Source organism: Limosilactobacillus mucosae DSM 13345, from assembly GCF_001436025.1.
GTDB lineage: Bacteria > Bacillota > Bacilli > Lactobacillales > Lactobacillaceae > Limosilactobacillus > Limosilactobacillus mucosae.
On sequence record NZ_AZEQ01000014.1, the window covers coordinates 15,231 to 39,801 of the forward strand.

Below are 24,571 nucleotides of genomic sequence, written 5' to 3' on the forward strand. Positions count from 1 at the left end.
GTCCAGCATCAGTGCAATTATTATACCGCAAGTGACGATCAATCAAAAAGCAAATGCCCACGCTATTTTTGCTGATTAGACCATTACGACTTGTGCTATCATGTTGATAGATAATCCACAGACTGCAACTTAATTGGAGGCAATAGCATGATTTTTAACTCTCTGATCAAAACCAAGGATCAACTGACCACGCTGCCTGAAGATGCCACCTTGGCAGAGGCATTGACCGTTTTGGAAAATACCGGTTTTCGCTGCGTACCGGTTTTAGACAAGACGGGGACGATTTTTCGCGGAAACATCTACAAGATGCACATCTATCGGCATAAATCACGACATGGCGACATGGATCTGCCCGTTACCAGCCTGCTGAAAAACTCAACCAAGTTTATCTCAATCAAGGCCGCCTTTTTCAATGTCTTCTTTACCATTCGTGATCTGCCATACATTGCCGTTTTAGACGAGGACAACCACTTTTATGGCATCCTGACGCACAGCCGTGTCTTGCGCATGCTGGCCGAAGCCTGGAACATTAATGCTGGCAGCTATGTTTTAACGGTAACGGTCCCCGATGAGCGCGGCGCTTTAGTAACAGCAGCCAAGGAAATTACCCGTTTTACCGACATTGCCAACGTCATCTCGCTTAACCTTGACCCAACCCAGACGCACAACAAGCAGATTCTGTTTACCCTGCCGGCCAGTGCCGATCAGGCTTTGGTTGACAAAATCGTCAAACGACTGAATCGCAAAGGCTTTGAAGTACCAGAAATCGAAGACCTGCATCCCAACTATTAAAACCAGATTCAGCATGAAAAAAGATCCAGTCAACAGCGACTGGATCTTTTTGATTTACGATAGATTCAAACTAATGTGCAGTGCATGGTCGACGTTTTTCATGATCCGATCGTCGAAGCGCGTTAAATGCTTTTTTAAGCGCCGCTTATCAATCGTTCGCAGCTGTTCAAGCAAGATGATCGAATCATGGGCGATTCCTGATTCGGCTGCTTTGATCTTAACATGCGTCGGTAAGGTGCTTTTCGTCAGCTGGGCCGTAATGGCAGCTACGATCGTCGTTGGACTGTAGCGGTTACCGACATCATTTTGAATAATCAGTACTGGCCGCACGCCACCTTGTTCTGAGCCAATCACTGGCGACAGATCCGCAAGATAAACGTCACCGCGCTGAATCCGTATCTTCCCCATTCATCATCGCCTGCCTAGTTTTTATAGCGTCGCATTAATCGCGGTGTAATACTCGTCAGGATTTCATAATTGATCGTGTGTGCATGATCGGCCAGATCGGTTGCTGAAAGCGTCTTGCCTTTTGAACTTCCCATCAAAACGACCTCAGTTCCGATTGGCATTGACTCAGGCAGCCGAATCATCATTTGATCCATGCAAATCCGCCCTAAGATATCGCATTCCTTATCAGCCACTAAGACCTTAAAGCCCTGCATCCGGCGCAGATAGCCATCCGCATAGCCAATTGGCAGCGTAGCGACCCATTCATCGTTTTGTGCGGTATAGGTCGCGCCATAGCTGATGGATTCGCCAGCCTGCAGATACTTAACAAAAGTCGTCTTTGCAACGATTGAAGCTACCGGCTGCAGATCCAGCGAATCAGGCAGCTCATGACCAGAAGGATTGCAGCCATACATCGAGATCCCCATCCGAACCGTATTGGCTGCAATCGTTTCGCGATGCCACATGCCGACTGCAGAATTGGCCATGTGAACGTAAGGCGGTTTTTGATCAACTGCAGCCAAAAACTCATGCCAGCGTCCCAGCTGCTGCTTAAAATAGGTATCGTCAGCCGCGTCAGCCGTGGCAAAGTGCGTAAACAGTCCTTCAAAAACGAAGGCTGGCTGGTTAACCAGTGCCAAAGCCTGCTTTAGTTCAGCAACGTCGCGAAAACCGATCCGTCCCATGCCGGTATCCAGTGCCAGGTGAACCTTCAGCGGCGGCAGCGACTCATTTTTGGCCAGTTCAGCATATTCCTTAAGCCAGTTGACGCTGCCCACCGTCAGCGAGATATCGTTTAAAGCCGCAACCGGCGCATAGTGAACCGGCGTCAGTCCCAATACCAGCATCAACTGATCGATACCGGCATTTCTAAGCTCGAGTCCCTCATCAAGCATGGCCACACAAAAGCCATCAACACCAGCTTCCTTAGCGGCATGAGCAACCGGTACGGCACCATGTCCATAGGCATCAGCCTTGACGACAGCCAGGATTCGACTGCCGGCTGGCAAGGCGGCCTGCTGCTGTTTGATATTATGCTTCAATGCCTTTAGATCGACTATCATAGCGGCATCCCGCAATTGTGCGCTAATCATTTTTCTGATCGCTTGTCCTTTCCAAAATGATCTCAGTCATGACCAGATCTTTCGTATGACTGACCGATGCCCACACTTGACCTTCAAATGGCGATTTAACCACGATTGGCCGACCGCTTTGATTATTGATGATCGCAATGTCTTGAAAGCCGACCTCACGACCGATCCCAGTTCCCCAAGCCTTAGCAAAGGCCTCTTTTAGCGACCAGCGACCAGCAATGTATTCATAGCGGCGCTGACCGCCTAATTTTGCCAATTGTTCCAATTCAGGCGGCGTAAGGATTCGCTTGACGAAACTGGGCGTCTTTTCAACGGCACGCTTCACGCGGGCAATTTCCGTTAAATCAATTCCAAATCCTTGAATCATTGTCTATTGTTCCTGACCACCACGGCGGCGAATGTTAAAGCCGCGGCGTCCATTGCCATGCGAGTCTTCGCGATAGCTGCGGCGACTCTTGCTCTGACCGGTACGCTTGCCACCACGATAACTGCGATGCGATGAGTTGCCATGGCGATAGCTGCTGCCACGATAACTGCTCTGACGACGCTTGCGCCGTGGCAATGGCCGTTCTGGCGTAATCTTAACCGGTACCTGGCTGGCAGCTTCTTTGGTCATATCATTAAGCAGGGCCGCTGCCAGATCAAGGGCATCATGCGTTTCCAGCAGTTTTTGCGCGGCGTCGGCATAGCGCTGCGTGGATGGCTGTGCGATCAGTTCATCGATCTCACTGACGGCACTGGCCAGCTGCCCCTTAAACGCTTCTTCTTCAGTTGGCGGCTTCAAAGGCAGCATGCGCACCTTGGTCAGCTTTTCAATCTCATGCAGATAGTCCATCTCATTTGGCGTGACAAACGTTAACGAAACGCCATGATGCCCGGCACGACCCGTTCGGCCAATCCGGTGAACGTAGCTGTCAGGATCGGATGGAATATCATAGTTGTAGACATGCGTAACGCCTGAGATGTCAAGTCCACGTGCCGCAACGTCGGTGGCAACCAGGATATCAAGCTTGCCTTCCTTAAAGCGTTTCATGATCTTGGTCCGCCGATCCTGCGTCAGATCGCCATGAATACCAGCCGCATTATAGCCGCGTGCCGTCAAGCCCTTTGACAGTTCATCGACACGGCGCTTGGTCCGGCCAAATACGATCGTTAAGTCAGGATCTTGAACATCGATCAGTCGCGTCATGATGTCGAACTTTTCATAATCGCGCGCCCGAACGTAGTATTGATCCACCAGGTCGGTCGTCAGCTCTTGGGCTTGAATGCGTACGGTCTTAGGCTCTTTCATAAACTGCATGCCGATCCGCTTGATTTCTGGCGGCATCGTTGCACTGAACAGAAGCGTCTGTCGCGTTGCCGGCGTTTCGTTGATAATGGCTTCAATGTCTTCCAAAAAGCCCATGTTCAGCATCTCATCAGCCTCATCCAAAACCAGCGTATTGATCTGGCTCAAATCAACCGTATGCCGGCGAATATGATCGCGCAGACGGCCCGGCGTCCCAACCAAAATCTCCGGCTGATGCTTCAGACTCTTGATCTGACGGCGAATATCAGCTCCACCATAAACGACCTGAACCTTGGCCCGCTTGTCTTTTCCCAGCCGATACAGTTCTTCTTGCGTCTGGATCGCCAATTCACGCGTTGGCGAAATGATCAGGGCCTGAATTGCCGGATTCTGAGGATCAATGTGTTCAAGAATCGGCAGTCCAAACGCGGCCGTCTTACCGGTCCCGGTTTGTGCCTGACCAATTACGTCATCACCGTTTAAAACCATCGGAATCGTCTGTTCTTGAATTGGCGTGGCTTCTTCATAGCCACTGCGTTTGATGGCTTTAAGCAGGCTGTTTGACAACCCTAATTCTCCAAATTTCACTTAAATAAATTCTCCTTAAAATTCAATCATGACTAGACATGATTATGATTACTTCTCATTGGCACTGGCCAGTTCTGCCAGTACCTTTTCCAGATGAATGCCATGGCTGGCCTTCATCAGAATTGCATCGTCAGCCGTTAAGACCGACTTTAAATCACTCGTTAACTCTTTCAGCTGGTCAGCTGCATAGCTGTGAATAGCTTCTTTAGGATAACCGTCTTTGATCAGCTGATCTTTTAAGTTGTTCATTTCCTGACCAACCAGATAAACGGCATCGATCTGATCATAAGAGATGGCCTCAGCCAGGCTGGCATGCAGTTTGGCTGAAGCATTGCCCAACTCAAGCATGTCACCCAATACAGCAATATGCCGGCCATTGGTCTTAACCGCGGCCAGCGTCTTGATAACCTGTTTAACGGCCGTTGGATTGGAATTATAGACATCACTTAAGATTGCCTCGCCAGCATCACCTTGAATCCATTCAGCTCGGTTGGCCGTTAATTCAACGCCAGCCAAAGCCTGTTGCATGTTTTCCGGTTTGACGTGCAGCAGCTTGCCGACCATGATGGCTGCCAGAGCGTTGTTGACATTGTATTCGCCACCCATTGGCAGATCAAAGCTCAGTCCTGGCCACTCGTTAACCTGGAACGTAACGTGATTAGGTGCGGCTGTAACACTGGTGGCATACAGATCGTTGCCCAGTTCGCGGCCAAACGTCTTGGTGTATTGCTTAAGCTTGGCAGCACGCTCTTTAAGCAGCGGCTCATCACCGTTGTATACCAGCGTACCGTCCTCTTTTAGGCCATGCGTGATTTCCATTTTGGCATCAGCAATCTTATCGCGCGTACCGAAAAATTCGATGTGCGCCTCGCCAATCATCGTGATCACTGCAATGTCAGGCGTAGTCAACTTGCTCAAAAAGTCTAATTGTCCTGGACGATCCATCCCCATTTCAACCACTACGGCTTCCGTATTTGGGTTCATATTGAGCAGCGTAATCGGCACGCCAATCTCATTATTGAAGTTGGCATGCGTTTTGGTTACGTTCATTTGGGTCGCCAAGATTGAAGCCGTCATATCCTTGGTGGTCGTCTTGCCATTGCTGCCAGTTACGGCAACCACGAATGGATTGATCTTGTGCAGATAGTATTGGCTTAATTCCTGCAGTGCCTGCAGCGGATCATCAACCACCAGCAATGGCTGATCAGTTGACGGCAGATCGTGGTCACTGGCCCAAAGCGATGCCACTGCGCCATTTTCAAACGCATTGGCAACGTATTTGTGTCCATCCTGCTCACCCATTAATGGAATAAACAGCGCTCCAGCTTCCAGAGCACGGCTGTCAAAGGCCACATTGGTTACTTCTAGGTCCTGCCATTTTGCAATATCATTTTGCACCCGAATTGCCTTTGCAATCTCGGCTAAACTCATCTTCATGGAAATTTCCTCTTTTATTTGTTTTTTTGAACTTTCGTACCGACTAGTCTAACTGATTAATTATATCACCCTTACGATCACAAAACGAGGGTTATAAATTTATCAATAGCAAAGGCATTGAATTTTTATGGATCAAAAAGGCTCAAGGTTGTCGTCAAGCAAACCTTGAGCCTTGATTCGACTGTTGATCAAGCCCTACATTTCTTCTAAGCGGGCAATCCGATCCTCCAGTGGCGGGTGCGTATCAAAAAGATGATCCAGCCAGCGATGACGCTTGGCATTTTCTTCAGGATCGGTGATATATAAAGATGCGCTGCTGGGATCAGCCTGCTGCATCGGTTCGGCATGTTCCAGCTTGCGCAGCGCACTGATCATCCCCTGCGGATTACGCGTCAGTTCTACGGATCCAGCATCAGCCAGATATTCGCGATTGCGTGACAGTGCCATCTGAGCAATCGCCGCCGCCAGTGGTGCCAAAATAATCAGCAGCAGTGACGCCAGCATGCCAAAGATATTGACGCCGCGATCATCATCATCGTCACTCCGGCCACCGCCCAGCCACCAGAAATTGCTGACCAGGTTGACCAAAAATGAGATTGCAGCTGAAAGCGCCAGTGCAATTGTCTGCAGGCGAATGTCATAGTTGCGAACATGGGTAATCTCATGCCCCATTACGCCTTCCAGCTCCTCACGATTCATCATCTGCATCAAGCCAGTCGTAGCCGCCACTGCAGAATGTTCAGGATCGTTGCCGGTTGCAAAGGCATTGGGACTGGGATCGTCAATAATGAAGACCCGCGGCATCGGCACCTGTGCGACCATCGCCATGTCTTCAACAACATGCCAAAGCTCAGGCGATTCAGCAGCCGAATGAATCTCATGAGCATGATTCATGTTCATCACGACATCCGTTGACTGCCCAATCATGACTGAGACATAGATCAAGGCAATCACTAATGCCATGATGATGCCGACAACGGTTGATCCGGCCAGCCAGTAGCCAACTGCAGCTCCTACCAGCGCAACCAGCAGACAAAAGCCAAAGACCACATAGACCGTCCGCCGCTTATTCATGTTAATCTGTTGATAAAGCATGCGTTACCCCAAACCGTTTTTAAAATTCAACTTTTGGCGTTTCTCGAGCCTCAGCTGGTACTTGCAGGTATTCAAACTGCGTAAAGTGATGAATCTTGCCGACCAGGTTGGAAGGAAATGCCTGCAGCTTTTCGTTAAAGCGCCGTACGCAGCTGTTGTAAAGCTGGCGTGAGTAGGCAATCTTGTTTTCCGTATTGGTCAGTTCTTCCATCAGCTTTTGATATTCAGCACTGGCCTTTAGATCTGGATAGGCTTCGCTTACGGCAAACAATGATTTCAAAGTACCGCTCAGCTGGTTGGAGACTTCCATTGTTTTTTGCGGATCGTCTTCCATATTCATTCCGGCTAACTGATTTCTCAAAGCCGTTACCTTTTCCAGCGTTCCGGCTTCATATTTGCTGTATCCCTTAACCGTGTTGACCAGGTTGGGAATCAAGTCGTTTCGCCGCTGCAGCTGCACGTCGATCTGGCTGGCTGATTCTTCAACCTGATTGCGCGTAGTGATAAAGCCGTTATAGATGCTGACGTACCAAACGATCAGCAGAATAACGACTACTACAGCGATAATTGCTGCCATCATAAAATACTCCTCCTTAGGAAATTGATTTTCTTAATCATAACAGTTAATGCCAGGCGAATAAAATGATTTTGCTGTTTTGCACTAAAACTTAATCTTTTATAAAATTAAACTGTAAAACCATTTATAAGGAGCATTTTTATGAAAGTCTTATTTGTCTGTCTGGGCAATATCTGTCGCTCCCCAATGGCAGAGGCAATGTTTAGACAAATGATCGCCCAAAATCACCTGGCCGATCAAGTCCAAGTCGACTCAGCCGCAACCAGCTATGAAGAAGAAGGCAACGGCCCGCATCCAGGCGCGCTTAAGATCATGCATAAGTATCATCTGCCGACTGAGGGGCTCATCTCGCGTCCCATCACTCAAGCAGATTTTGCCAACGCTGATCTGATCATCGGCATGGACGACATGAACATTCGGCATCTTAAAGCCATCGCGCCAAAAGAGGATCGTTTTAAGATTCATCAGGCCTTTGACGTGGTGCCAGGCAAAGCTGGTACGTCAATTCCCGATCCTTGGTATACGCATCGTTTCCAAGATACCTACGACAGCTTGGCCGAGGCGCTTCCTTATTGGCTGGATGTCGTAAAGCGCCAGCTGCACGATCAGCATTAATTCAGCGACATAAATCAATCATAAGCAAAAAGAGATCAGGCGTAGATAACCACGTCTGATCCTTTTTTATTCTTGATCGCGTCCCGTTGTATACTTGCTGCTGAGAGCTTTTTGCGCTTTTTGAGGTGCTTGAGAGAACTTCTCGCTGCGGACCAGTTTCCCTCTGATCATCAAACGTCCTTTACCGGTATCATCACAGGTAATCAAAGTGACGATGGCATTTTTGGTGTCGTTGACCACTTGAACGTCGGTTGCCTTGATGAACTTGCGCTGATAGATTCGATACTCATAGACCCGCTTCATATCGGTCAGATAGATCATCTGGCCCTTTTTGGCATGGTAATAAAGCGGTGAGAACAAGATTTTGCTGCCATTGGCCATATTGTGTCCAGCCAAGGCATAGTTGCCCTTCCCCATCTGCATGTCTTCGCGCATCGTGCCGGCAGCCAAGGCTAATGTGGTATTGTCGACCCCTTTGGCAATCGGCAGTACCATATCAATATCAGGAATGGCAATCTCGCCAATTACATTAATATCCTGTTTTTTAGCCCGCGCTGCTGCGACGCTTTGTAGGCTAAGATCCTGGACGCTGTCAAAATCATAGCTGGCCTTTTTCTTTTGATTTTTAACCACAGCCTGCCGCGTAACGGTCGGTCGATAGCTGTCAACCAAAGCCGACTTGATCTGCTGATTAAAAATCAAAGCCAGTCCAACGACAAACAGGATTACGGCAACGGTCCAGCGCAGCCAGTTTAACTTGCGATGCATATTTAGTTTCCTCGACTTTTATAATGATAAAACAAAAGTCCCACCGCGGAAAAATCCAGCAGTGAGACTTTTTGCCAAAATGCGGCTTACTTGAGGCCGTACTTCTTGTTGAACTTGTCCACGGCACCATCGGCTTGCGTGAACTTTTGCTTGCCCGTGTAGAATGGGTGAGAATCTGAGGTAACTTCAACCCGGATCAGTGGGTATTCGTTGCCGTCTTCCCATTTAACGGTTTCGCGAGAAGTAGCCGTAGAACCGGAGATAAACTTGTAGCCGGTTGCTGAGTCTTCAAAAACTACCAAGTGGTAATCTGGATGAATTCCTTGTTTCATAAATTTTACGCTCCTTTTGCCATGAATCATTGCCTGAAACATAGATAATCAACCTTCACAGATTAACATATCTTTGTTCAACTTGCAACTACTCTGTCATTTTCTATTCTTCTTCAATCCTAACGTTGGCATTCAGCCGGTTGAGTTTCCAAACAACTCGGTCATAGCCGCGCAGGATGTGGTCCGCGTCATGAATAACCGTTTCGCCATCAGCCATCAATCCGGCAATCATCAATGAGGCCCCGGCACGAATCTCGCCAGCCTTGACATCAGCGCCATGCAGCTTTTCAGTATGGCGAACCACGATCCGACCATCCTGTGCCTCAATATCCATTCCCATCTTCTGCAGTTCTGGGATGTGTTTGACCCGCTTTGGATAGATCGTATCAACAATCGTGCTTTCACCAGCCGCTTTAGAAAGCAGTGGCGTCAATGGCTGCTGCAGATCAGTGGCAAAACCAGGATAAGGCATCGTCTTGACGCTGATTGGCTTTAGATGATCCGTTTTGGGAACATAGATCTTATCACTGTCGATCTGCAAGTCAACGCCCATGTCGATCAGCTTGCTGGTGTAAGCTTCCAAGTGCTCGGGAATCACGTTGTTTAACATGACCCCATCCCCCATCGCAGCTGCTAATGACAGATAAGTCCCAGTTTCGATCCGGTCGGCAATGATCGTATGCGTGTTCATTGACTGCAGCGTATCGACACCGGTAATCCGAATCGTATCGGTCCCAACCCCACGAATCTTAGCTCCCATATTGTTTAAGAAGGTTGCCAGGTCAACGATTTCTGGTTCGCGCGCGGCATTTTCGATGATCGTGGTTCCTTGGGCTCTCACCGCTGCTAAAACCGCGTTGATCGTAGCGCCGACCGAAACCATATCCATAAAGATCCGCGTGCCATGCAGTCCGTTTGGCGCGTCCATCTTAACGGTACCGCCCGACTCGCTGACGTTGGCGCCTAAAGCCTTGAAAGCTTTCAAGTGCTGGTCGATCGGCCGCGGACCAATGTTGTCGCCACCTGGGAAAGTTACCGTTGCTCGGTGAAAGCGGCCAAGCAGGGCTCCCATGAAGTAGTAGGAAGCCCGCAGACTCTTGATCGCCTTGCTGGGCAGTTCAGCTTCCATGATTTGAGTGGGATCAATGTTTAAAACGCCATGCTTGAATGATGACTTAACATTCATTGACTCCAAAATAATCATCAGATTGTGAACATCCAAGATATCCGGCACGGTATCAAACTGAACAGGCGTATCGGCCAGAATTGCCGCCGGAATCAACGCCACGGTACTGTTCTTGGCTCCGCCGATGGTAACTTCGCCCGAAAGTCGGTTTCCTCCTTGAATGATCATTTTTTTCATGATTGTGTTTTCCTCGCTTACAAATTGATAATTGTTTTTAGTTGAATCTTTCTTTATTTTTAAAACAGTCAGCTTTAATAATAATTAATAAACCGCTAAATTACAACCTTTTCAAACAATCTTCATAACTTACGTGCCGCTAGTCTAAAAAGCGACGTGACCATCTCTGATCGCGTCGTTTTTTATGATACAGACTAATTATTTTTGATTTTCGGCAGCTGCCTTAACGAATGCGGCAAACAAGCCTTCGGGACGGTTTGGTCGTGACAGGAACTCTGGGTGGTATTGAGCTGCTACGAAGAATTTGTTCTTAGGCAGTTCAACGACTTCAACCAGGTTCCGATCTGGATTAACCCCCGAGATCACCAGACCAGCTTTTTCCATGGCTTCACGGTATTCATTGTTAAATTCATAACGGTGCCGGTGCCGTTCGTGAATCATCGTCTTGTTGTCATAGGCAGCTGCTGCTTTGGTTCCTGCCTTAAGCTTGCATGGGTAAGAGCCGAGCCGCTGCGTACCGCCCATGTTCTCAACATCTTCTTGATCCGGCATCAGGTCAATGATGTTATGTTCAGTATTTGGATTAAATTCAGTTGAGTTGGCATCTTTGTAGCCTAGCACATCGCGGGCAAATTCAATGCAGGCCGTCTGCATCCCAAGGCAGATCCCTAGGTATGGCACATCGTTTTCACGAGCATACTTGATGGCAGCAATCATTCCTTCAACCCCACGTGAGCCAAATCCACCTGGTACCAAGATTCCATCGTACTTGCCCAGTTTTTCGGCAACGTTTTCGTCATTGATGTCCTCAGAATTGAAGTGATCGATCTTAACCTTGGCATTGACTGGGTAGCCGGCATGGCGCAATGCTTCATTAACTGAAATGTAGGCATCCTGCAGATCAGTGTACTTACCAACCATGGCGATCGTTACCGTGTTGGTCAGACCATTTTCAATATGGTGAATCATATTGGTCCAGTCGCGCATATCGGCTTCTGGAACGTCAAGACCAAAGTGATCGACTACCAGCTGGTCCATGCCCTGTTTTTGCAGCTTCAGCGGAATCTCGTACAATACCTTGACATCGCGGGATTCGATAACGGCATTTTCATCAACGTCACAGAACATGGCAATCTTTTTGCGCATGCTGTCAGTAACCGGTGCTTCCGTCCGTACGACCAAAATATTTGGCTGAATCCCCAGACCACGCAGTTCGCGAACGCTGTGCTGAGTTGGTTTAGTCTTCATTTCGCCCGCGGCATGCAGGTATGGAATCAGCGTAGCATGAATGTAGAGTACGTTTTCGGCACCGGCATCCTTTTTCATTTCCCGAATGGCTTCCATGAATGGCTGTGATTCAATATCACCAACCGTCCCACCGATTTCGGTAATCACGATTTCAGCATCCGTACTTTCGCCGGCCCGCTTGATCTTGTCTTTAATAGCATCCGTAATATGTGGAATTACTTGAACGGTTCGTCCCAGATAGTCGCCGCGCCGTTCCTTGTGCAATACTTCTGAGTAGATCTTACCGGTCGTAACGTTGGAATACTTGTTGAGGTTGTTGTCAATGAACCGTTCGTAGTGTCCCAAGTCCAAATCAGTTTCCGTACCGTCATCAGTAACGAAAACCTCACCGTGCTGGTAAGGGCTCATCGTCCCAGGGTCCACGTTCAAGTATGGGTCAAACTTTTGAATGGCCACTTTCAGACCCCGGTTTTTCAGCAATCGACCCAGAGATGCAGCGATAATCCCTTTGCCCAATGATGAAACAACCCCACCAGTTACGAAAATGTATTTAGTCATTATTTCTCTCCTTTTGGAACTGCGTCCGGTTCTCTAATACAAAAAAGCTCCCCATTTCACTGAAACAGGGAGCTTTTTAAAACGAAAAGTCCCAAGATAAACTTGGGAGCCCAAGTAAAATAATACAAAGACCAAACAGGTTAGTCAAGAGCGATGTATTATTTATTCCTCGTCATCATCGTCTTCAACGTCATCTTCATCATCAAAGTTTTCTGATGAGAGCTGATCTTCCAGATTGGTGTCCTCATCGTCATCGGCGAGTGGATTGTCTTCATCGTAATCTGGGTTGTCGTAATCTTCTTCTTCGCCGTCGCCGTCATCTTCATCATCAACGTCGGCCAGATCGTCATCTTCTGGGTCATCATTGTCGTAGTCGATAACGTCATCGTCATCGTCAGCCCCTGCCAAGAAGGCATTGACTTTGCGACGCTTCTTCTTTGGACGATCTTCTTCTTCTTCGTTTTCGCCAACCGTGGCTTCGTCGATTGATTCGTATGGGTACCATGCACGCAGGCCCCAAGTATTGTCACCAAGGGAAATAAAACTGCCATCGACGTTCAGGTCCGTGTAGAACTGAGAAAGCCGTTCCCGAATTTCCTCATCGCTCTTACCAAGATATTGCTGAACCTCGTTGGTCAAATCAGCGAACGCCATTGCTTCACCATGGTAAGCCAAAATAGCGTGCGCTACTTCGATCATGGACAGTTCCGACTTGTCTTGGCCATCGAAAACCTTTAAATCCAAATGGGTTAAATCCAAACTGGTGCACATCCCTTCAAAAAGTCTCAAAAAGTCTACTCTACATAATACGATATTACGCGCCAAATTGCAATTGAATCTGATAGTTACCGATTAATTGATCCTGCATCAGCAGCTGATAGCGGATCTCAACATGACCGGCGATGGCTGCCAGATTCAAATCGGCATCCAAGCGATTGGTAACGACACGCAGGGCGATCCGACCATATTCCGTTTGATAGTGCGTCAGATGCTCGCTGCCATTGGCAAAGCGAAAATGCGTCTTCTGCGCGCCGCTGCGAACCAGATGAATCTCATCCGGTGCTAACCGAAACTGAACCGGCGTGGCTTGACTGCCTTGATGCTCGACATAGCGTAAATAATGCTGGCCATTTTCCAACGTAACGAATTGGCCGTCTTCTTCAAAATGATAATGATCGCTTTTACCATCCTGAGTCATTTTTGTTTTTAAGCTGACCTTAACGGGTACAATGGATTTGATAGACATCGGCCCCCTTTGCTCGATTTTTTCAATTTGATTATACGCGGATTGTTTTTAATTTCTCAACCAATGCGGGCTAAATAATAATTTTGTATAATTAAACCAACTGCTTTTTCTAAGAAAGGATTCGTCATGACATTTAAAGATGAACAGCTGCCGCGCGAAAAAGTCTTTCGTGACCCGATCCACGGTACGATTATCGTTGACAATCAAATCATTCTTGATCTGATTGACACGCCGGAATTTCAGAGACTGCGCCGTATCAAGCAGCTCGGCACCTCTTCAATGACCTTTCATGGCGCCGAGCATTCTCGTTTTGGCCATTGTCTGGGCGTTTATGAGATCACGCGCCGCATCTGCAACCTTTTTCAGCGCAACTATCCGCAGCAAGCGCCCCAAGATGGATTGTGGAACGATCAAGAGCGCCCCGTAGCCCTTTGCGCGGCACTGCTTCACGATCTGGGACATGGGCCTTACTCGCATACGTTCGAACATATCTTTCACACTGACCACGAGCAGATTACGCGGCGCATCATCACCAGTGAATCAACCAATATCAATCGCATTCTGCGCCGCGTCGGCAATGATTTTCCTCAAAAAGTCGCCAGCGTGATTGATCACACCTATCAAAATCCACAGGTGGTTCAGATGATATCAAGTCAAGTCGATGCTGATCGGATGGACTATCTGCAGCGCGATTCGTACTATACAGGTACCAATTACGGCAAGTTCGATCTCGATCGCGTTCTGCACATGATGCGGCCGGTCAAGGATGGCATTGCTTTTGAGATCAATGGCATGCACGCTGTTGAGGATTATATTCTCAGTCGGTTGCAGATGTATCTGCAGGTTTACTTTCATCCAGTTTCACGCTCTATGGAGGTCATCTTGGATCACCTGCTGATGCGGGCCAAGTGGCTTTATCAGCATCCAAGTCAATACCAGCCCGAGTTTATGCCGCGACTGCTGATGCCATTTTTTAACGGTCATTATGACTTGAATGACTATTTAACGCTTGACGATGGCGTTTTGACTACTTATTTTATTCATTGGATGAATTCAAGCGATAAAATCTTAAGCGATCTGGCCCAGCGCTTTATCAACCGACGGCCATTCAAATCCGCCGTCTATGATCAGCAGACCCGTTTCATGCTGCCCAAGCTGCGTGAACTGATTGCTACGGCCGGCTTTGACGTCGACTATTATACCGCTGTCGACTCCAGCTATAAGCTGCCTTATGATACCTACAACCCGCAAGACTCAAAGCCGCAAACGCAAATTGAGCTCATCTATCCAAATGGCGAGCTGACTGAGCTGTCACAGGTCAGCACGCTGGTGGCAAGCGTCTCAGGCCGAGAAGCCGGCGATCAGCGTTTCTTCTTCCCGCGTGAGATGCTGACTCAGCAAAATGACATCGAGATTTTCGAGCCAATCTATGAAGCCTTTCAGCACTGCATTAAAAACAATCAAGTCGTTGCCAATTAAAGATCCAGGAGGTATTTTTATGTCTATTAAACTTGTCGCGATCGATATCGATGGTACGTTAATCAATGACCAGCGTCAGATCACCCCACAAACCGTTGCCGCAATCAATGAAGCCACTAAGCGCGACGTCCGGATCGTTTTATGTACCGGTCGTCCGATGACTGGCGTGAAAGCCTATGTCAACCAGCTGGGACTCGCCGATTCTGCAAACGAATACGTTATCTGCTATAACGGTGCTTTGGCCCAGGCGACTGACGGTACCGTTTTGGCTCACTACACGGTTGATTTTGACGACTACATTGATTTTGAATCATACTGCCGCAAGCAGGACGTTTCATCAATTATTGAGACCAGCGACTATATCTACACGCCTAACCAAGATATCAACCCATACACGGTTTATGAATCCAATCTGGTATCCATGCCATTACGCTACCGCAGCATGGATCAGCTGAACCACATGCGCGATTCGATTACGATTGGCAAGGCCATGATGACCGACGAAAAAGAAAAAATCGATGCCGCTTTAGCCAACATGCCTCAAGAACTCAGTGATCGTTTCCGAGTCGTTCGCAGTGAGGACTTCTACCTCGAGATGATCAACAAACAGACCAGCAAGGGCGTGGCCTTATCTGCCTTGACCGACAAGCTGAATCTGACCGCTGACAACGTCATGGCAATCGGCAACGCGCAAAACGATGAGTCAATGATTGAGTTTGCCGGAACCGGCGTGGCGATGGCCAACTCGATTCCACATACGCTGCAGATGGCCGACGTTGTTACCGAAAATGACAATAATCATGATGGCGTTGCCGAAGCTATCGAAAAGTACGTTTTAAACGCCTGATCAATCTACCAATAAAAACAAACGGCGCTGCTCAAAGCAATAAGACTGCTTTGAGCGGCGTCGTTTTTGTCGGTTTACGATTTTTTAACTGGTTTATTTTAAGCCTGAGCCTTTTGATGATGCTCTTTAATCAGCCGCTGCTGAAGCTCAAACAGCTTTGGCGTCAAGTAGACTTGGTAGACATCAGGATTGATCAAGCGCTGCGTAGCCTTAGGCAGCTGTGCCAATTGATCCTTCATCGATGCCTGCAGTTTCATTACATCGGTCTCAATCGAGCTGGCATTAGCGCCGACTACTTCCAGCTGCAATGGCTTGGCAACAAAATCGGTCAGCTCAATCTCGTCATCAGTTGCCAGTGGATCGGCATTAATAGCCAAGAGCTTTTCAGGCAGTTTTTCATCAGCCAGGGCAATCACATCGGCAAAGGCTTGGTCCGGCGTATCTTTTCGATAAAGCCGGTAGACCATTTTGTCGCCTGGCAGCGTAACCTTCTCACGACTGTTGCTGAGCTTAATCTTTGGCTGCCATTGGCCATCAACCTTGAGCGCTGCCATTTTGTAGACCCCGCTCAAGACTGGCGAAGTCGAGCTGGTGATCAGCTTTTCGCCAATACCAAAGTTGTCCAGCGGTGCGCCTTCTTTTAGCAATGCTTGAATCACCGTTTCATCCAAAGCATTGGAAGCCGTAATCTTGGCATTTTCAAATCCAGCTTCATCCAGCATCTGCCGGGCCTTGGTTGCCAATTGAGTCAAGTCGCCAGAATCAATCCGAATGCCAATCGGCTCATGACCAGCAGCCCGTAATTCTCTAAAGACCTTGATTGCATTTGGCACCCCACTCTTCAAAACATCATAGGTGTCGACCAGCAGTGAGGCACTGTCTGGATAAACCTGTGCCCAGGCGCGAAAAGCCGTCAGCTCATCAGGATAGCTTTCAATCCAGCTGTGTGCCATCGTCCCAGCCGCCTGCAGGCCAAACTTCTTAGCTGCCAGGCAGTTGGAGGTACTGGTACACCCGCCGATTACCGCCGCTCGTGCACCAAAGACTGAGGCATCAGGTCCCTGTGCCCGCCGCGCGCCAAATTCCATGACTGCACGGCCTTCAGCAGCGGCACAGATCCGTCGCGACTTAGTGGCAATCAGTGACTGATGATTCAAGATGTTCAATACGAACGTCTCCAGCAGCTGACACTGCAGCAATGGCCCTTTGACCGTCAGCATTGGTTCACGCGGAAAGACCGGCGTCCCCTCTGGAATTGCTCGGACCGTGCAGGAAAACTTTAAATTGGCCAGATAGTCCAAAAAGCCAGTCGAAAATAGATTCAATGAACGCAGATAGCTGATGTCATCATCCGTAAAATGAAAATTCTGCAGCGCTTCAACGACCTGAGCCAACCCAGCCGCAATGACAAAGCTGCCATTATCAGGAACATTACGGTAAAAGACGTCAAAAACCGCTTCTTGATCATGCGGCAGGGTCGCATAATAGCCATTCGCCATTGAAAATTCATACAGATCAGTCAATAATTCTTCAGACATTGCCATTTCTCTTCTCCCTAAACTTCTTTCAATCTTCTATCTGAGCGTTCAAAACGTTCTTAAAATGCTTCATCGCCCAAACCTGGCCAGCCGGATCAAAGGTCGCAACGGCTTTTTCGTGAACCACGATTTGATAGTTCAGATCATATGCCGCAATCGCCGTGTGCAGAACGCAGATATCCGTGCAGACACCCGCCAAATGCACCGTGTCAACTTTTCTTTCCCTCAGCCGCAGATCAAGCGGTGTCCCGCAAAACGATGAGTAATGCGTCTTATCCAGCAAAACGACATGCTCATCATCTTGGTGTTTCTGATACCATTTGCCAAGCCGGCCGTACAGCTCGCGTCCCCAGGTTCCCTTGATGTTGTGGGGTGGATAAAGCCGACTTTCAGGATGGTACGGGTCATTTTGATGATGAACGTCAGTCGGCAGATAGACCCACTTGCCAGCCTTTAGAAAATCATCTGCCAATTGTGTAATGTGCTCGTCTAAAGCCTGAGCAGCCTGGCCACAAGTCAGCGCGCCGTCATCAGCCACAAAATCATTGGTGTAGTCAATAATCAGCAATGCTTCATTTGCCATTTGTCTCACCTCTTTAAATAAAAGTACAAATTACTTTAATTTTCGTAAAAAAAGTAAAGTTGACTTTAATTGCTGTCAACTTTACTCCTTTCCAACGGATTTGGCAAGCTCGCCAACGAATATATCTTGGGTGGTCGACCGCTGCGCTTGCGAATCGTTGCTGTCCCAACCTCTTTAAAAAGATGGTGGTGCGTCTTGCGGAAATTTGAATTATCAATCTGATCTGCCGTCAGCTGCCAAAATGGCGCATAGACCTCGCGTGCCTCTTTAAGCGTAAACGTAGGTCCCAATACCTGCAGAACCGTTGGCTGATAGTCCAATTTGTTGCGAATGCGCTGAATAGCCGTAGTAACGATTTGATCATGGTCAAACGCCAGTGCCTGTGAGGTATTTGAAAGATCAAACCGATGCCTGCCATCACTCAATAAGTAATGATGACCAAAATTCTCAAAAGCAAACCATTCGGCGGCAACGGCACCATATCCCGGCTTAAGCTTAGGCATTGCCGGCAAAAAAGTCATGTACGCCAACGCCAATGCCCGCTCACCGACTGATCGGTGCGGCGCGGTAAACGTTGCCAATTGTTCCGTTGCCGTTGACCGAACCTCAAGCCCGATTTTATCCTTGATCAAGCGCAATGCGGCATCATCGGCACTTTCCGTACTCCGCAGCAGCGTTTCCGGCAGCGCCCAGGCATCTTTAAATGGTGCTTCAGACCGCTTGATCAAAAGCAGCTGCATCTCATGCGTCTGCCGATTAAAGCTCCAGATGATATTGGTGATCGTAATCAACGGACGGGCAATGATTTCCTCACTCATGCCATTTCTCGCCTTCTTACTTAGACTGGTTAATTGATTTTGGTAACTGCGCCAGTAGCAGCGTTGTACTGATAGATACCAATCAAATGAGCAACGGTATTATCATCGTTGTTTTGGCGAACCTCAAAAGTATATACGTCGCCATCCTTGCCTTCTGGAATAATCCCGTAGCTTGACTGGTTAAAGTTCATCTTAGCCGCAAACGCATTGATTACGTCCATGCCGGTCTGACTGGCTGCTGCCGAATTGACCGCCGAACTGGAACTTGAGCTGGATGATGCCGTCGTACTTGAGCTGCTGGAGTTAGCCTGACTGCTTTGAGCAGAGGAACTGGCAGAAGCTGCCTGTTGAGCCTGCTTAGCCTTGTTCTTCATACTGATGAATGCCGAACGCATCGGTTTGGAATTTGATGATACCGAACTGAGATCGTTGACGGCTTCATCATATTCCTGATCATTATAGGCATCTTGAGCCGCTAAGTATTTCTGCAGATCTTTAATCATGCTGCGCGTCTGCGAATCTGGCTTCTTGACCGCCAGCAGCGTTTTTAAGGCTTCCTTATACTGACCAGACATAATCTGATTATTGGCTTGATCGCGGGCCTTGGAAGCCGCCGTCGTCTTGGTCGTTGATTGTGACGACTCAGATGACGACTCGCTTGACTGCGTACTGGTCGAGCTGCCGCAGCCAACCAAACTAATCCCGGCTGCAACCGTAACCGTGCCCAGCATCAAGCGTTTCAGCAAAGTTTTAAAATTCATTTTTTTGCTCCTTTTTCGTCTTGCCTCGACTATTATACCATGGACCGCCTTTTAGTCCCAAAATCAAAAAAGCCGCTTAGATAGCGACTCTTTTGATTAGATTTAATCTTCGTTAGCCTGTTCAAAACGATTGTTAAACAACGGACTAACAGGACGATTTTCATTGATTCGCTTGATTGCCGCACCAATCAGCGGAGCCACGGAAACCTGCACGATCTTGTCAATCTGCTTTTCGTCAGGCAGCTGAATCGAATCCGTAACCACGACCTGTTTTAACGGTGAATTATCCAAGCGCTCAATTGCTGGGCCCGACAAAACGGCATGCGTAGCTGAAGCATAGACTTCTTCTGCACCGGCATCCATCAAGGCTTGCGCACCTTTGGAAATCGTACCGGCAGTATCAATCATGTCATCAATCATGATACATTTCTTGCCCTTGACGTCCCCAATGATATTCATAATCTTGGCAACGTTTGGCCGTGGCCGCCGCTTATCAATGATAGCAATCGGCGCCTTGAGAAACTCTGCCAGGGCCCGTGCTCGCGTAACCCCACCATGGTCTGGCGAAACGACAACGGCATTGGCAGCCACGCCCTCATTGATAAAGTAGTCAGCCAAAAGCGGTGCCCCCATCAAATGATCGACTGGAATGTCAAAGAAACCTTGAATCTGAGCAGCGTGCAGATCAAGGGCAACAATCCGCGTCACGCCGGAATTCTGCAGCATATTGGCAACCAGCTTAGCCGTGATTGGTTCTCGGCTCCGCGCTTTCCGGTCTTGCCGAGCATAGCCGTAGTAAGGCAAGACCACGTTGATCGTATTGGCACTTGCCCGACGCAAGGCATCGATCATGATCATCAGTTCCATCAGGTTATCGTTTACGGGAGCTGAAGTAGATTGAATAACATAAACATTATCGCCACGGACGCTTTCTTCGATATTGATTTGAATTTCGCCATCACTAAAGCGGTCAACCGAAAGCTTACCTAATTCCACGCCTACCTCATCGGCAATTTTTTGAGCCAGTGGGCGGTTGGAATTTAAGGAAAAGATTTTTAATTTAGGGTCAGCATAACGTTCTTTCATGGGGTCCTCCGAAATCTGCATACTTTTTCTATCACTCTAATCATATTGATTTAAAGCCCAAAAAGCAACTGTTACCAGGGAAGCTTCTTAGCATAATCCGGTTTATTGACCTGCCGTGCTCGGGCAATCGCCATGTCAAAACGTTCCGTGTTGTCCGTAATCGTAGACCCAGCCGCAACAAACGAGTCTTCGGCAATATTGACAGGAGCCACAATGTTAGAGTTGCTGCCGATAAAGGCATGATCGCCAACGTTGGTGTGATGCTTCTTGGAGCCATCATAGTTGACAAAGACCACGCCACAGCCGATGTTGATGTTCTTACCCAGAGTAGCATCGCCAACATAGCTCAAATGACCAATCTTGGTATTTTCGCCAATGTAGGCTTTCTTGATCTCACAGAAGTTGCCGATATGAACACCCTTGCCGATCTCAGCCTGAGGACGCAGATGACTGTTGGGGCCAACGTCTGATCCGGTGTGCATTTCCGCTTCTTCCAGCGTTGAGGCATAGACCTTGACGTCATCATGCAGAACTGAATCCTTGATGACTGAGTGAGCGCCGATAAAGCAGTCGCTGCCAATCGTGGTATTGCCTTTGATCACAACGTTGCCTTCAATTACCGTATCGCGGCCCACCTTAACGTCGGCATCGATATAAGTGGTTCCTGGATCAACCATAGTGACGCCGTCTTTCATCAAGCGGGTGTTGATCCGCTTACGCATGATCTTGTTGGCCCGCGCCAAGGCAACGCGATCATTGACCCCCATTGATTCGTCAAAGTCAGCCATTCGATAAGCCGTGACGATTTCGCCATGGTTCTTTAAAATGCCGATGACATCCGTCAAGTAGTACTCGCCTTGGGCATTGTCATTATTGATCAGCTTAAGGGCCTGGAACAGCTTTTGATTGTCAAAGCAGTAGACACCAGTATTGATTTCATGAATTTCCTGTTCTTCATGCGTGGCATCTTTTTGTTCAACGATCCGCTCAACGATCCCCACGTCATTGCGAACGATGCGGCCATAGCCAGTCGGATCAGGTGCCACTGAAGTCAGAATGGTAACTGCCGCATGACGCTGCTCATGGTATTCAAACATCTTGTTGAAGGTTGCGGCAGTAAACAAAGGCGTATCCCCACTGACGATCAGCGTCTCGCCTTCTTGATCACCCAGCAGCGATTCAGTCTGCATAACCGCATGACCAGTCCCCAGCTGCTGTTTTTGCAAAGCATATTTGGTCCGATTGCCCAGCGTCTGCTCAACGGTTTCGGCACCATAGCCAACCACCGTCACGATGTTGTCGATCTTAGCTTCTTCCAGCTGACCTAAGACATGTTCAACCATCGTTTTGCCACACACTTGGTGCAACACTTTATAAAGCTTGGACTTCATCCGCGTACCTTTACCGGCCGCGAGAATAATTGCATTGCGTTGCGTCATTTTTATTTATTTCTCCTTTTTATTGCCAAATACGGCTTCCATATAGCTGCCTGGCTGAGCAGTGATTTTTTTATTGGTCGTATCGTCAACGGCCTGAACCTTGATCAATGAAGTGCAGCCGTCAACCAAGCGCTGACCACTGAATTGACCCTCTGCAAAGACCGTCATGCCGACCAGATGAGCACCGAATTCTTCAATCAGCGACTTCATCCCGTTCAGCGTACCGCCACCCTTCATAAAGTCATCCACGACGATTACGTTGGCACCTTCTTTAAGCGTCCGCCGTGAAAGCTCCATTTTTTTGATCCGCTGTGACGAACCCGAGACATAATTGACGCTGACCGTTGAGCCTTCCGTAATGTGAGAGCTGTTACGTACGATTACAAATGGCTTGTTCAAATACATCGCTACGCTTTGAGCAATCGGAATTCCTTTCGTCTCGACCGTCATTACCACGTCAACGTCATCGTCAACATATTGAGTCGCAATCAAACGGCCGACTTCGCGAAGCACGTCCGGCCGTCCCAAAAGATCCGATAGATAGACATAGCCACCTGGTAAGAGCCGGCTGTCATCGTCAACCGCCTTAACCAGATCATCAATGACCCGCGCAGCATTTTCTTCAGAGTAGAGCAGCGTCAAACGGGCCCCGCCACTGGCACCAGGCAGGGTTTCCAGACGACCGACGCCCCAAGTGTGCAGCGTCCGCCGAATGATGCTTAGATCCTCACTGATTGATGACTTGGCCGAGCCGTAACGTTCGCCAAAAAACTTCAATGAAACCAGCGTCCGTGGATGTTCCATCAAATAGCGCGTCATATCAACCAAGCGATTACTGCGTCTGACTTTCATGTGATTTCCCTCTTTTACTTGAGCTAATAATTATTGATACCTTCAAATCATAACATAATAGTTCGTCTTTTACCGCAATTTTATTCAGAATCTTAAGAGCTATTTCGGCAAACAATCACGATGACAGCGCCACCTAAAAGGATTAACCGATTTAATCAAGCAAAAAAGAGAAATTCCGGACTTAGATTGCCAGCGGATGGCTGATGCGACCGAAAATAAAAAACACCGCCCAAAGCTTGAGCCGTGTTTTATTTTAACACTTTCTGCTAATCATTGACCAAGTGCTGAAAAATCAAAGCAGTCACATAAATCATTACTTCAATCACCGCAATAAAGAAACTCACCGGCCAGTTGGTCAAATATCCCAGATACAATCCCAGCCAGGTTCCCAGCATGGCAAATAGGATTGCCAAAACGATCATCTTGGCCACGCCATGCGTAAAATACTTGGCACTGGCAGCAGGCAGCGTCAGCAGAATAAAGATCAGCAGCGAACCAACGATCTGAGCTGCCACACTGACGCTTAATGCCAGCAAAAGCAAAAAGACGACCGAGATCAGCGTGCTGTTGATGCCGTTAACCCGTGCACCGACAGCATCAAACGAATCAAACTTCAGCTGGCGGTAGCCAATCATCACGACCACCATCACCAAAAGCGACAGGCCCACCAGCTGCCAGACCTCTTGCCTGCTGATCCCAACCACGCTGCCAAACAGAATGCTGGTGGCTGAGCTGGCCGTTTGACTGGAAAGCGACAAAAACAAGATCCCTAAGCCGATGAAAAGAGCTGAGACCGCGCTGATAACAGCTTCGCGGCGAGACTCCTTAATGCTCATCTGACCCACTAAGACCGAGCTAAGCATGGTGAACAAAAGCATCCCGTTTAATGCCGGCCACCCTGCAAAAACCGCAAATGAAGCCCCAGCAAACCCGATTTCTGACAGTGTGTGCGTCAGAAAAGACATGCTGCGTGCCATCACAAAAACGCCAATCGTCCCGCTGACAATGGCGATAAACGTGCCGGCCATAAACGCATTGCGCATAAAGCTCAACTCAAACATTTTTAACCCCCTGTCGGAATTCTTCAATCGATCCGGTCTGATAGCTATCCGGCATCATCTTTAGATAGCGCGTGCCATAACTGCGAGCCAGATCCCAGTCATGCGTAATAAAGATGACGCTGAGTCCCTGCTTTTGCAACTTGGCTACCAAGTCTAAAAGCTCATATTTCATTTCATTATCGAGACTGGCTGTTGACTCATCCAAGATCAAAAGCCGCGGATTGCCAAGCAGTGCCTGTGCCAGGTAGGCGCGCTGCTTTTCACCGCCCGAAGCCTGCCCCAACAAGCGATCCTGAATGCGTGTCAGATCCGTCAGCTCTAAAATATGGTGCAGCTGCTGGCGTTCTTTTTGATTCAGCCATGGGCGCAGACTTTTGCCGGCATTTAAAGCGACAAAGTCTTTAATCGATAAGGGATATTCTTCATCCAGATTGCGAAACTGAGGAACATAGCCGATCTTCAGTTTGTCAGGCATCTCAATCACGCCTTTTTTAGGCTTGAGCTGTCCCAAAAGCGATCTTACCAGCGTGGTCTTGCCGACGCCGTTATCACCAATCACGACCAGAAAATCGCCAGGCGCCAAAGAAAAGCTTAAGTCGTCAACGATATTCTTATCACCATAAGCTAAAGTCAGGTTTTTAACTGTAATAAGAGAAATG

Annotated in this window: 26 protein-coding genes; 4 read left to right on the forward strand and 22 right to left on the reverse strand. The window is 48.3% G+C overall.

Annotated features, from left to right (window positions below; translation table 11 throughout):
• Window positions 1–147: 147 nt before the first annotated feature.
• A complete protein-coding gene (gene cbpA, locus FC47_RS07025; protein WP_056968486.1) occupies window positions 148–792 on the forward strand; it encodes a cyclic di-AMP binding protein CbpA in 645 nt (214 codons plus the stop codon).
• A 54-nt stretch (window positions 793–846) separates the two neighbouring features.
• On the opposite strand, the gene FC47_RS07030 is transcribed toward cbpA, so the two are convergent.
• From FC47_RS07030 to FC47_RS07060, 7 genes are all read right to left on the reverse strand, one after another.
• The gene (locus FC47_RS07030) at window positions 847–1,200 is read right to left on the reverse strand and encodes a type II toxin-antitoxin system PemK/MazF family toxin (RefSeq protein ID WP_006499411.1); all 354 of its coding nucleotides are present in this window, start codon (window positions 1,198–1,200) and stop codon (window positions 847–849) included.
• Between the two features lie 14 nt (window positions 1,201–1,214).
• A complete protein-coding gene (gene alr / locus FC47_RS07035) occupies window positions 1,215–2,333 on the reverse strand; it encodes an alanine racemase (protein ID WP_039945207.1) in 1,119 nt (372 codons plus the stop codon).
• Window positions 2,326–2,700: a holo-ACP synthase gene (gene acpS / locus FC47_RS07040; RefSeq protein ID WP_006499409.1), complete on the reverse strand. Its 375-nt coding sequence runs from the start codon at window positions 2,698–2,700 to the stop codon at window positions 2,326–2,328. The genes alr and acpS overlap by 8 nt, the downstream gene beginning before the upstream one ends.
• A 3-nt stretch (window positions 2,701–2,703) precedes the next feature.
• Window positions 2,704–4,209: a degradosome RNA helicase CshA gene (gene cshA, locus FC47_RS07045; protein WP_056968487.1), complete on the reverse strand. Its 1,506-nt coding sequence runs from the start codon at window positions 4,207–4,209 to the stop codon at window positions 2,704–2,706.
• 48 nt (window positions 4,210–4,257) lie between these two features.
• Window positions 4,258–5,646 (reverse strand): UDP-N-acetylmuramoyl-tripeptide--D-alanyl-D-alanine ligase, encoded by a 1,389-nt coding sequence (locus tag FC47_RS07050; RefSeq protein ID WP_056968488.1) that lies wholly within the window; start codon window positions 5,644–5,646, stop codon window positions 4,258–4,260.
• Window positions 5,647–5,841: 195 nt separating this feature from the next.
• Window positions 5,842–6,741 (reverse strand): zinc metalloprotease HtpX, encoded by a 900-nt coding sequence (gene htpX, locus FC47_RS07055; protein WP_006499406.1) that lies wholly within the window; start codon window positions 6,739–6,741, stop codon window positions 5,842–5,844.
• A 19-nt stretch (window positions 6,742–6,760) separates the two neighbouring features.
• Window positions 6,761–7,318: a LemA family protein gene (locus tag FC47_RS07060; RefSeq protein WP_039945219.1), complete on the reverse strand. Its 558-nt coding sequence runs from the start codon at window positions 7,316–7,318 to the stop codon at window positions 6,761–6,763.
• Window positions 7,319–7,459: 141 nt separating this feature from the next.
• Between FC47_RS07060 and FC47_RS07065 the strand changes: the two genes are divergently transcribed.
• A complete protein-coding gene (locus tag FC47_RS07065; RefSeq protein ID WP_039945205.1) occupies window positions 7,460–7,933 on the forward strand; it encodes a low molecular weight protein-tyrosine-phosphatase in 474 nt (157 codons plus the stop codon).
• A 66-nt stretch (window positions 7,934–7,999) separates the two neighbouring features.
• On the opposite strand, the gene FC47_RS07070 is transcribed toward FC47_RS07065, so the two are convergent.
• From FC47_RS07070 to FC47_RS07095, 6 genes are all read right to left on the reverse strand, one after another.
• Window positions 8,000–8,701 (reverse strand): class A sortase, encoded by a 702-nt coding sequence (locus FC47_RS07070; protein WP_033935248.1) that lies wholly within the window; start codon window positions 8,699–8,701, stop codon window positions 8,000–8,002.
• A gap of 86 nt (window positions 8,702–8,787) precedes the next feature.
• Entirely contained in the window at window positions 8,788–9,033 is a 246-nt protein-coding gene (locus FC47_RS07075) for a type B 50S ribosomal protein L31 (protein ID WP_033935267.1), read from the reverse strand.
• A gap of 103 nt (window positions 9,034–9,136) precedes the next feature.
• On the reverse strand, window positions 9,137–10,396 hold the full coding sequence (locus tag FC47_RS07080) for a UDP-N-acetylglucosamine 1-carboxyvinyltransferase (protein ID WP_006499401.1): 1,260 nt from the start codon (window positions 10,394–10,396) through the stop codon (window positions 9,137–9,139).
• A 198-nt stretch (window positions 10,397–10,594) separates the two neighbouring features.
• Window positions 10,595–12,202 carry a CTP synthase gene (locus FC47_RS07085; RefSeq protein ID WP_056968489.1) on the reverse strand — a complete coding sequence of 536 codons (1,608 nt, stop codon included), beginning with the start codon at window positions 12,200–12,202 and terminating at the stop codon, window positions 10,595–10,597.
• Between the two features lie 162 nt (window positions 12,203–12,364).
• Window positions 12,365–12,946, reverse strand: coding sequence for a DNA-directed RNA polymerase subunit delta (gene rpoE / locus FC47_RS07090; RefSeq protein ID WP_109588365.1), 582 nt, complete (start codon window positions 12,944–12,946; stop codon window positions 12,365–12,367).
• Between the two features lie 70 nt (window positions 12,947–13,016).
• A complete protein-coding gene (locus tag FC47_RS07095) occupies window positions 13,017–13,448 on the reverse strand; it encodes a YwiB family protein (RefSeq protein ID WP_048344767.1) in 432 nt (143 codons plus the stop codon).
• Window positions 13,449–13,574: 126 nt separating this feature from the next.
• Between FC47_RS07095 and FC47_RS07100 the strand changes: the two genes are divergently transcribed.
• Together FC47_RS07100 and yidA are read left to right on the forward strand one after the other, a co-directional pair.
• Window positions 13,575–14,927, forward strand: coding sequence for an HD domain-containing protein (locus FC47_RS07100; RefSeq protein WP_006499397.1), 1,353 nt, complete (start codon window positions 13,575–13,577; stop codon window positions 14,925–14,927).
• 19 nt (window positions 14,928–14,946) lie between these two features.
• Complete coding sequence (yidA, locus tag FC47_RS07105; RefSeq protein WP_006499396.1) at window positions 14,947–15,774, forward strand: sugar-phosphatase; 828 nt, start codon at window positions 14,947–14,949, stop codon at window positions 15,772–15,774.
• 98 nt (window positions 15,775–15,872) lie between these two features.
• On the opposite strand, the gene FC47_RS07110 is transcribed toward yidA, so the two are convergent.
• The 9 genes from FC47_RS07110 to FC47_RS07150 form a co-directional block, all read right to left on the reverse strand.
• A complete protein-coding gene (locus FC47_RS07110) occupies window positions 15,873–17,318 on the reverse strand; it encodes a nicotinate phosphoribosyltransferase (protein ID WP_006499395.1) in 1,446 nt (481 codons plus the stop codon).
• 22 nt (window positions 17,319–17,340) lie between these two features.
• Window positions 17,341–17,895, reverse strand: a complete 555-nt coding sequence (locus tag FC47_RS07115) for a cysteine hydrolase family protein (RefSeq protein WP_056968490.1) — start codon at window positions 17,893–17,895, stop codon at window positions 17,341–17,343.
• A gap of 65 nt (window positions 17,896–17,960) precedes the next feature.
• Window positions 17,961–18,713, reverse strand: a complete 753-nt coding sequence (locus tag FC47_RS07120; protein WP_056968491.1) for an NUDIX hydrolase — start codon at window positions 18,711–18,713, stop codon at window positions 17,961–17,963.
• Window positions 18,714–18,742: 29 nt separating this feature from the next.
• Window positions 18,743–19,474 carry a hypothetical protein gene (locus tag FC47_RS07125; protein ID WP_056968492.1) on the reverse strand — a complete coding sequence of 244 codons (732 nt, stop codon included), beginning with the start codon at window positions 19,472–19,474 and terminating at the stop codon, window positions 18,743–18,745.
• A 102-nt stretch (window positions 19,475–19,576) separates the two neighbouring features.
• Window positions 19,577–20,560: a ribose-phosphate diphosphokinase gene (locus FC47_RS07130; protein ID WP_056968493.1), complete on the reverse strand. Its 984-nt coding sequence runs from the start codon at window positions 20,558–20,560 to the stop codon at window positions 19,577–19,579.
• 71 nt (window positions 20,561–20,631) lie between these two features.
• Window positions 20,632–21,999: a bifunctional UDP-N-acetylglucosamine diphosphorylase/glucosamine-1-phosphate N-acetyltransferase GlmU gene (glmU, locus tag FC47_RS07135; protein ID WP_056968494.1), complete on the reverse strand. Its 1,368-nt coding sequence runs from the start codon at window positions 21,997–21,999 to the stop codon at window positions 20,632–20,634.
• Window positions 22,000–22,005: 6 nt separating this feature from the next.
• Entirely contained in the window at window positions 22,006–22,851 is an 846-nt protein-coding gene (gene purR / locus FC47_RS07140; protein ID WP_006499389.1) for a pur operon repressor, read from the reverse strand.
• A gap of 266 nt (window positions 22,852–23,117) precedes the next feature.
• A complete protein-coding gene (locus FC47_RS07145) occupies window positions 23,118–23,912 on the reverse strand; it encodes a metal ABC transporter permease (RefSeq protein ID WP_056968495.1) in 795 nt (264 codons plus the stop codon).
• A complete protein-coding gene (locus FC47_RS07150) occupies window positions 23,905–24,570 on the reverse strand; it encodes a metal ABC transporter ATP-binding protein (protein WP_034539073.1) in 666 nt (221 codons plus the stop codon). The genes FC47_RS07145 and FC47_RS07150 overlap by 8 nt, the downstream gene beginning before the upstream one ends.
• Window position 24,571: the final 1 nt, after the last annotated feature.

Bases quoted from the DNA above. Each gene is read 5' to 3' on its own strand.
- cbpA (WP_056968486.1), top strand. From the start codon at position 148: ATGATTTTTAACTCTCTGATCAAAACCAAGGATCAACTGACCACGCTG.
- FC47_RS07030 (WP_006499411.1), bottom strand. From the start codon at position 1,200: ATGGGGAAGATACGGATTCAGCGCGGTGACGTTTATCTTGCGGATCTG.
- alr (WP_039945207.1), bottom strand. From the start codon at position 2,333: ATGATTAGCGCACAATTGCGGGATGCCGCTATGATAGTCGATCTAAAG.
- acpS (WP_006499409.1), bottom strand. From the start codon at position 2,700: ATGATTCAAGGATTTGGAATTGATTTAACGGAAATTGCCCGCGTGAAG.
- FC47_RS07050 (WP_056968488.1), bottom strand. From the start codon at position 5,646: ATGAAGATGAGTTTAGCCGAGATTGCAAAGGCAATTCGGGTGCAAAAT.
- htpX (WP_006499406.1), bottom strand. From the start codon at position 6,741: ATGCTTTATCAACAGATTAACATGAATAAGCGGCGGACGGTCTATGTG.
- FC47_RS07060 (WP_039945219.1), bottom strand. From the start codon at position 7,318: ATGGCAGCAATTATCGCTGTAGTAGTCGTTATTCTGCTGATCGTTTGG.
- FC47_RS07065 (WP_039945205.1), top strand. From the start codon at position 7,460: ATGAAAGTCTTATTTGTCTGTCTGGGCAATATCTGTCGCTCCCCAATG.
- FC47_RS07070 (WP_033935248.1), bottom strand. From the start codon at position 8,701: ATGCATCGCAAGTTAAACTGGCTGCGCTGGACCGTTGCCGTAATCCTG.
- FC47_RS07075 (WP_033935267.1), bottom strand. From the start codon at position 9,033: ATGAAACAAGGAATTCATCCAGATTACCACTTGGTAGTTTTTGAAGAC.
- FC47_RS07080 (WP_006499401.1), bottom strand. From the start codon at position 10,396: ATGAAAAAAATGATCATTCAAGGAGGAAACCGACTTTCGGGCGAAGTT.
- FC47_RS07085 (WP_056968489.1), bottom strand. From the start codon at position 12,202: ATGACTAAATACATTTTCGTAACTGGTGGGGTTGTTTCATCATTGGGC.
- FC47_RS07095 (WP_048344767.1), bottom strand. From the start codon at position 13,448: ATGTCTATCAAATCCATTGTACCCGTTAAGGTCAGCTTAAAAACAAAA.
- FC47_RS07100 (WP_006499397.1), top strand. From the start codon at position 13,575: ATGACATTTAAAGATGAACAGCTGCCGCGCGAAAAAGTCTTTCGTGAC.
- yidA (WP_006499396.1), top strand. From the start codon at position 14,947: ATGTCTATTAAACTTGTCGCGATCGATATCGATGGTACGTTAATCAAT.
- FC47_RS07110 (WP_006499395.1), bottom strand. From the start codon at position 17,318: ATGGCAATGTCTGAAGAATTATTGACTGATCTGTATGAATTTTCAATG.
- FC47_RS07115 (WP_056968490.1), bottom strand. From the start codon at position 17,895: ATGGCAAATGAAGCATTGCTGATTATTGACTACACCAATGATTTTGTG.
- FC47_RS07120 (WP_056968491.1), bottom strand. From the start codon at position 18,713: ATGAGTGAGGAAATCATTGCCCGTCCGTTGATTACGATCACCAATATC.
- FC47_RS07125 (WP_056968492.1), bottom strand. From the start codon at position 19,474: ATGAATTTTAAAACTTTGCTGAAACGCTTGATGCTGGGCACGGTTACG.
- FC47_RS07130 (WP_056968493.1), bottom strand. From the start codon at position 20,560: ATGAAAGAACGTTATGCTGACCCTAAATTAAAAATCTTTTCCTTAAAT.
- glmU (WP_056968494.1), bottom strand. From the start codon at position 21,999: ATGACGCAACGCAATGCAATTATTCTCGCGGCCGGTAAAGGTACGCGG.
- purR (WP_006499389.1), bottom strand. From the start codon at position 22,851: ATGAAAGTCAGACGCAGTAATCGCTTGGTTGATATGACGCGCTATTTG.
- FC47_RS07145 (WP_056968495.1), bottom strand. From the start codon at position 23,912: ATGTTTGAGTTGAGCTTTATGCGCAATGCGTTTATGGCCGGCACGTTT.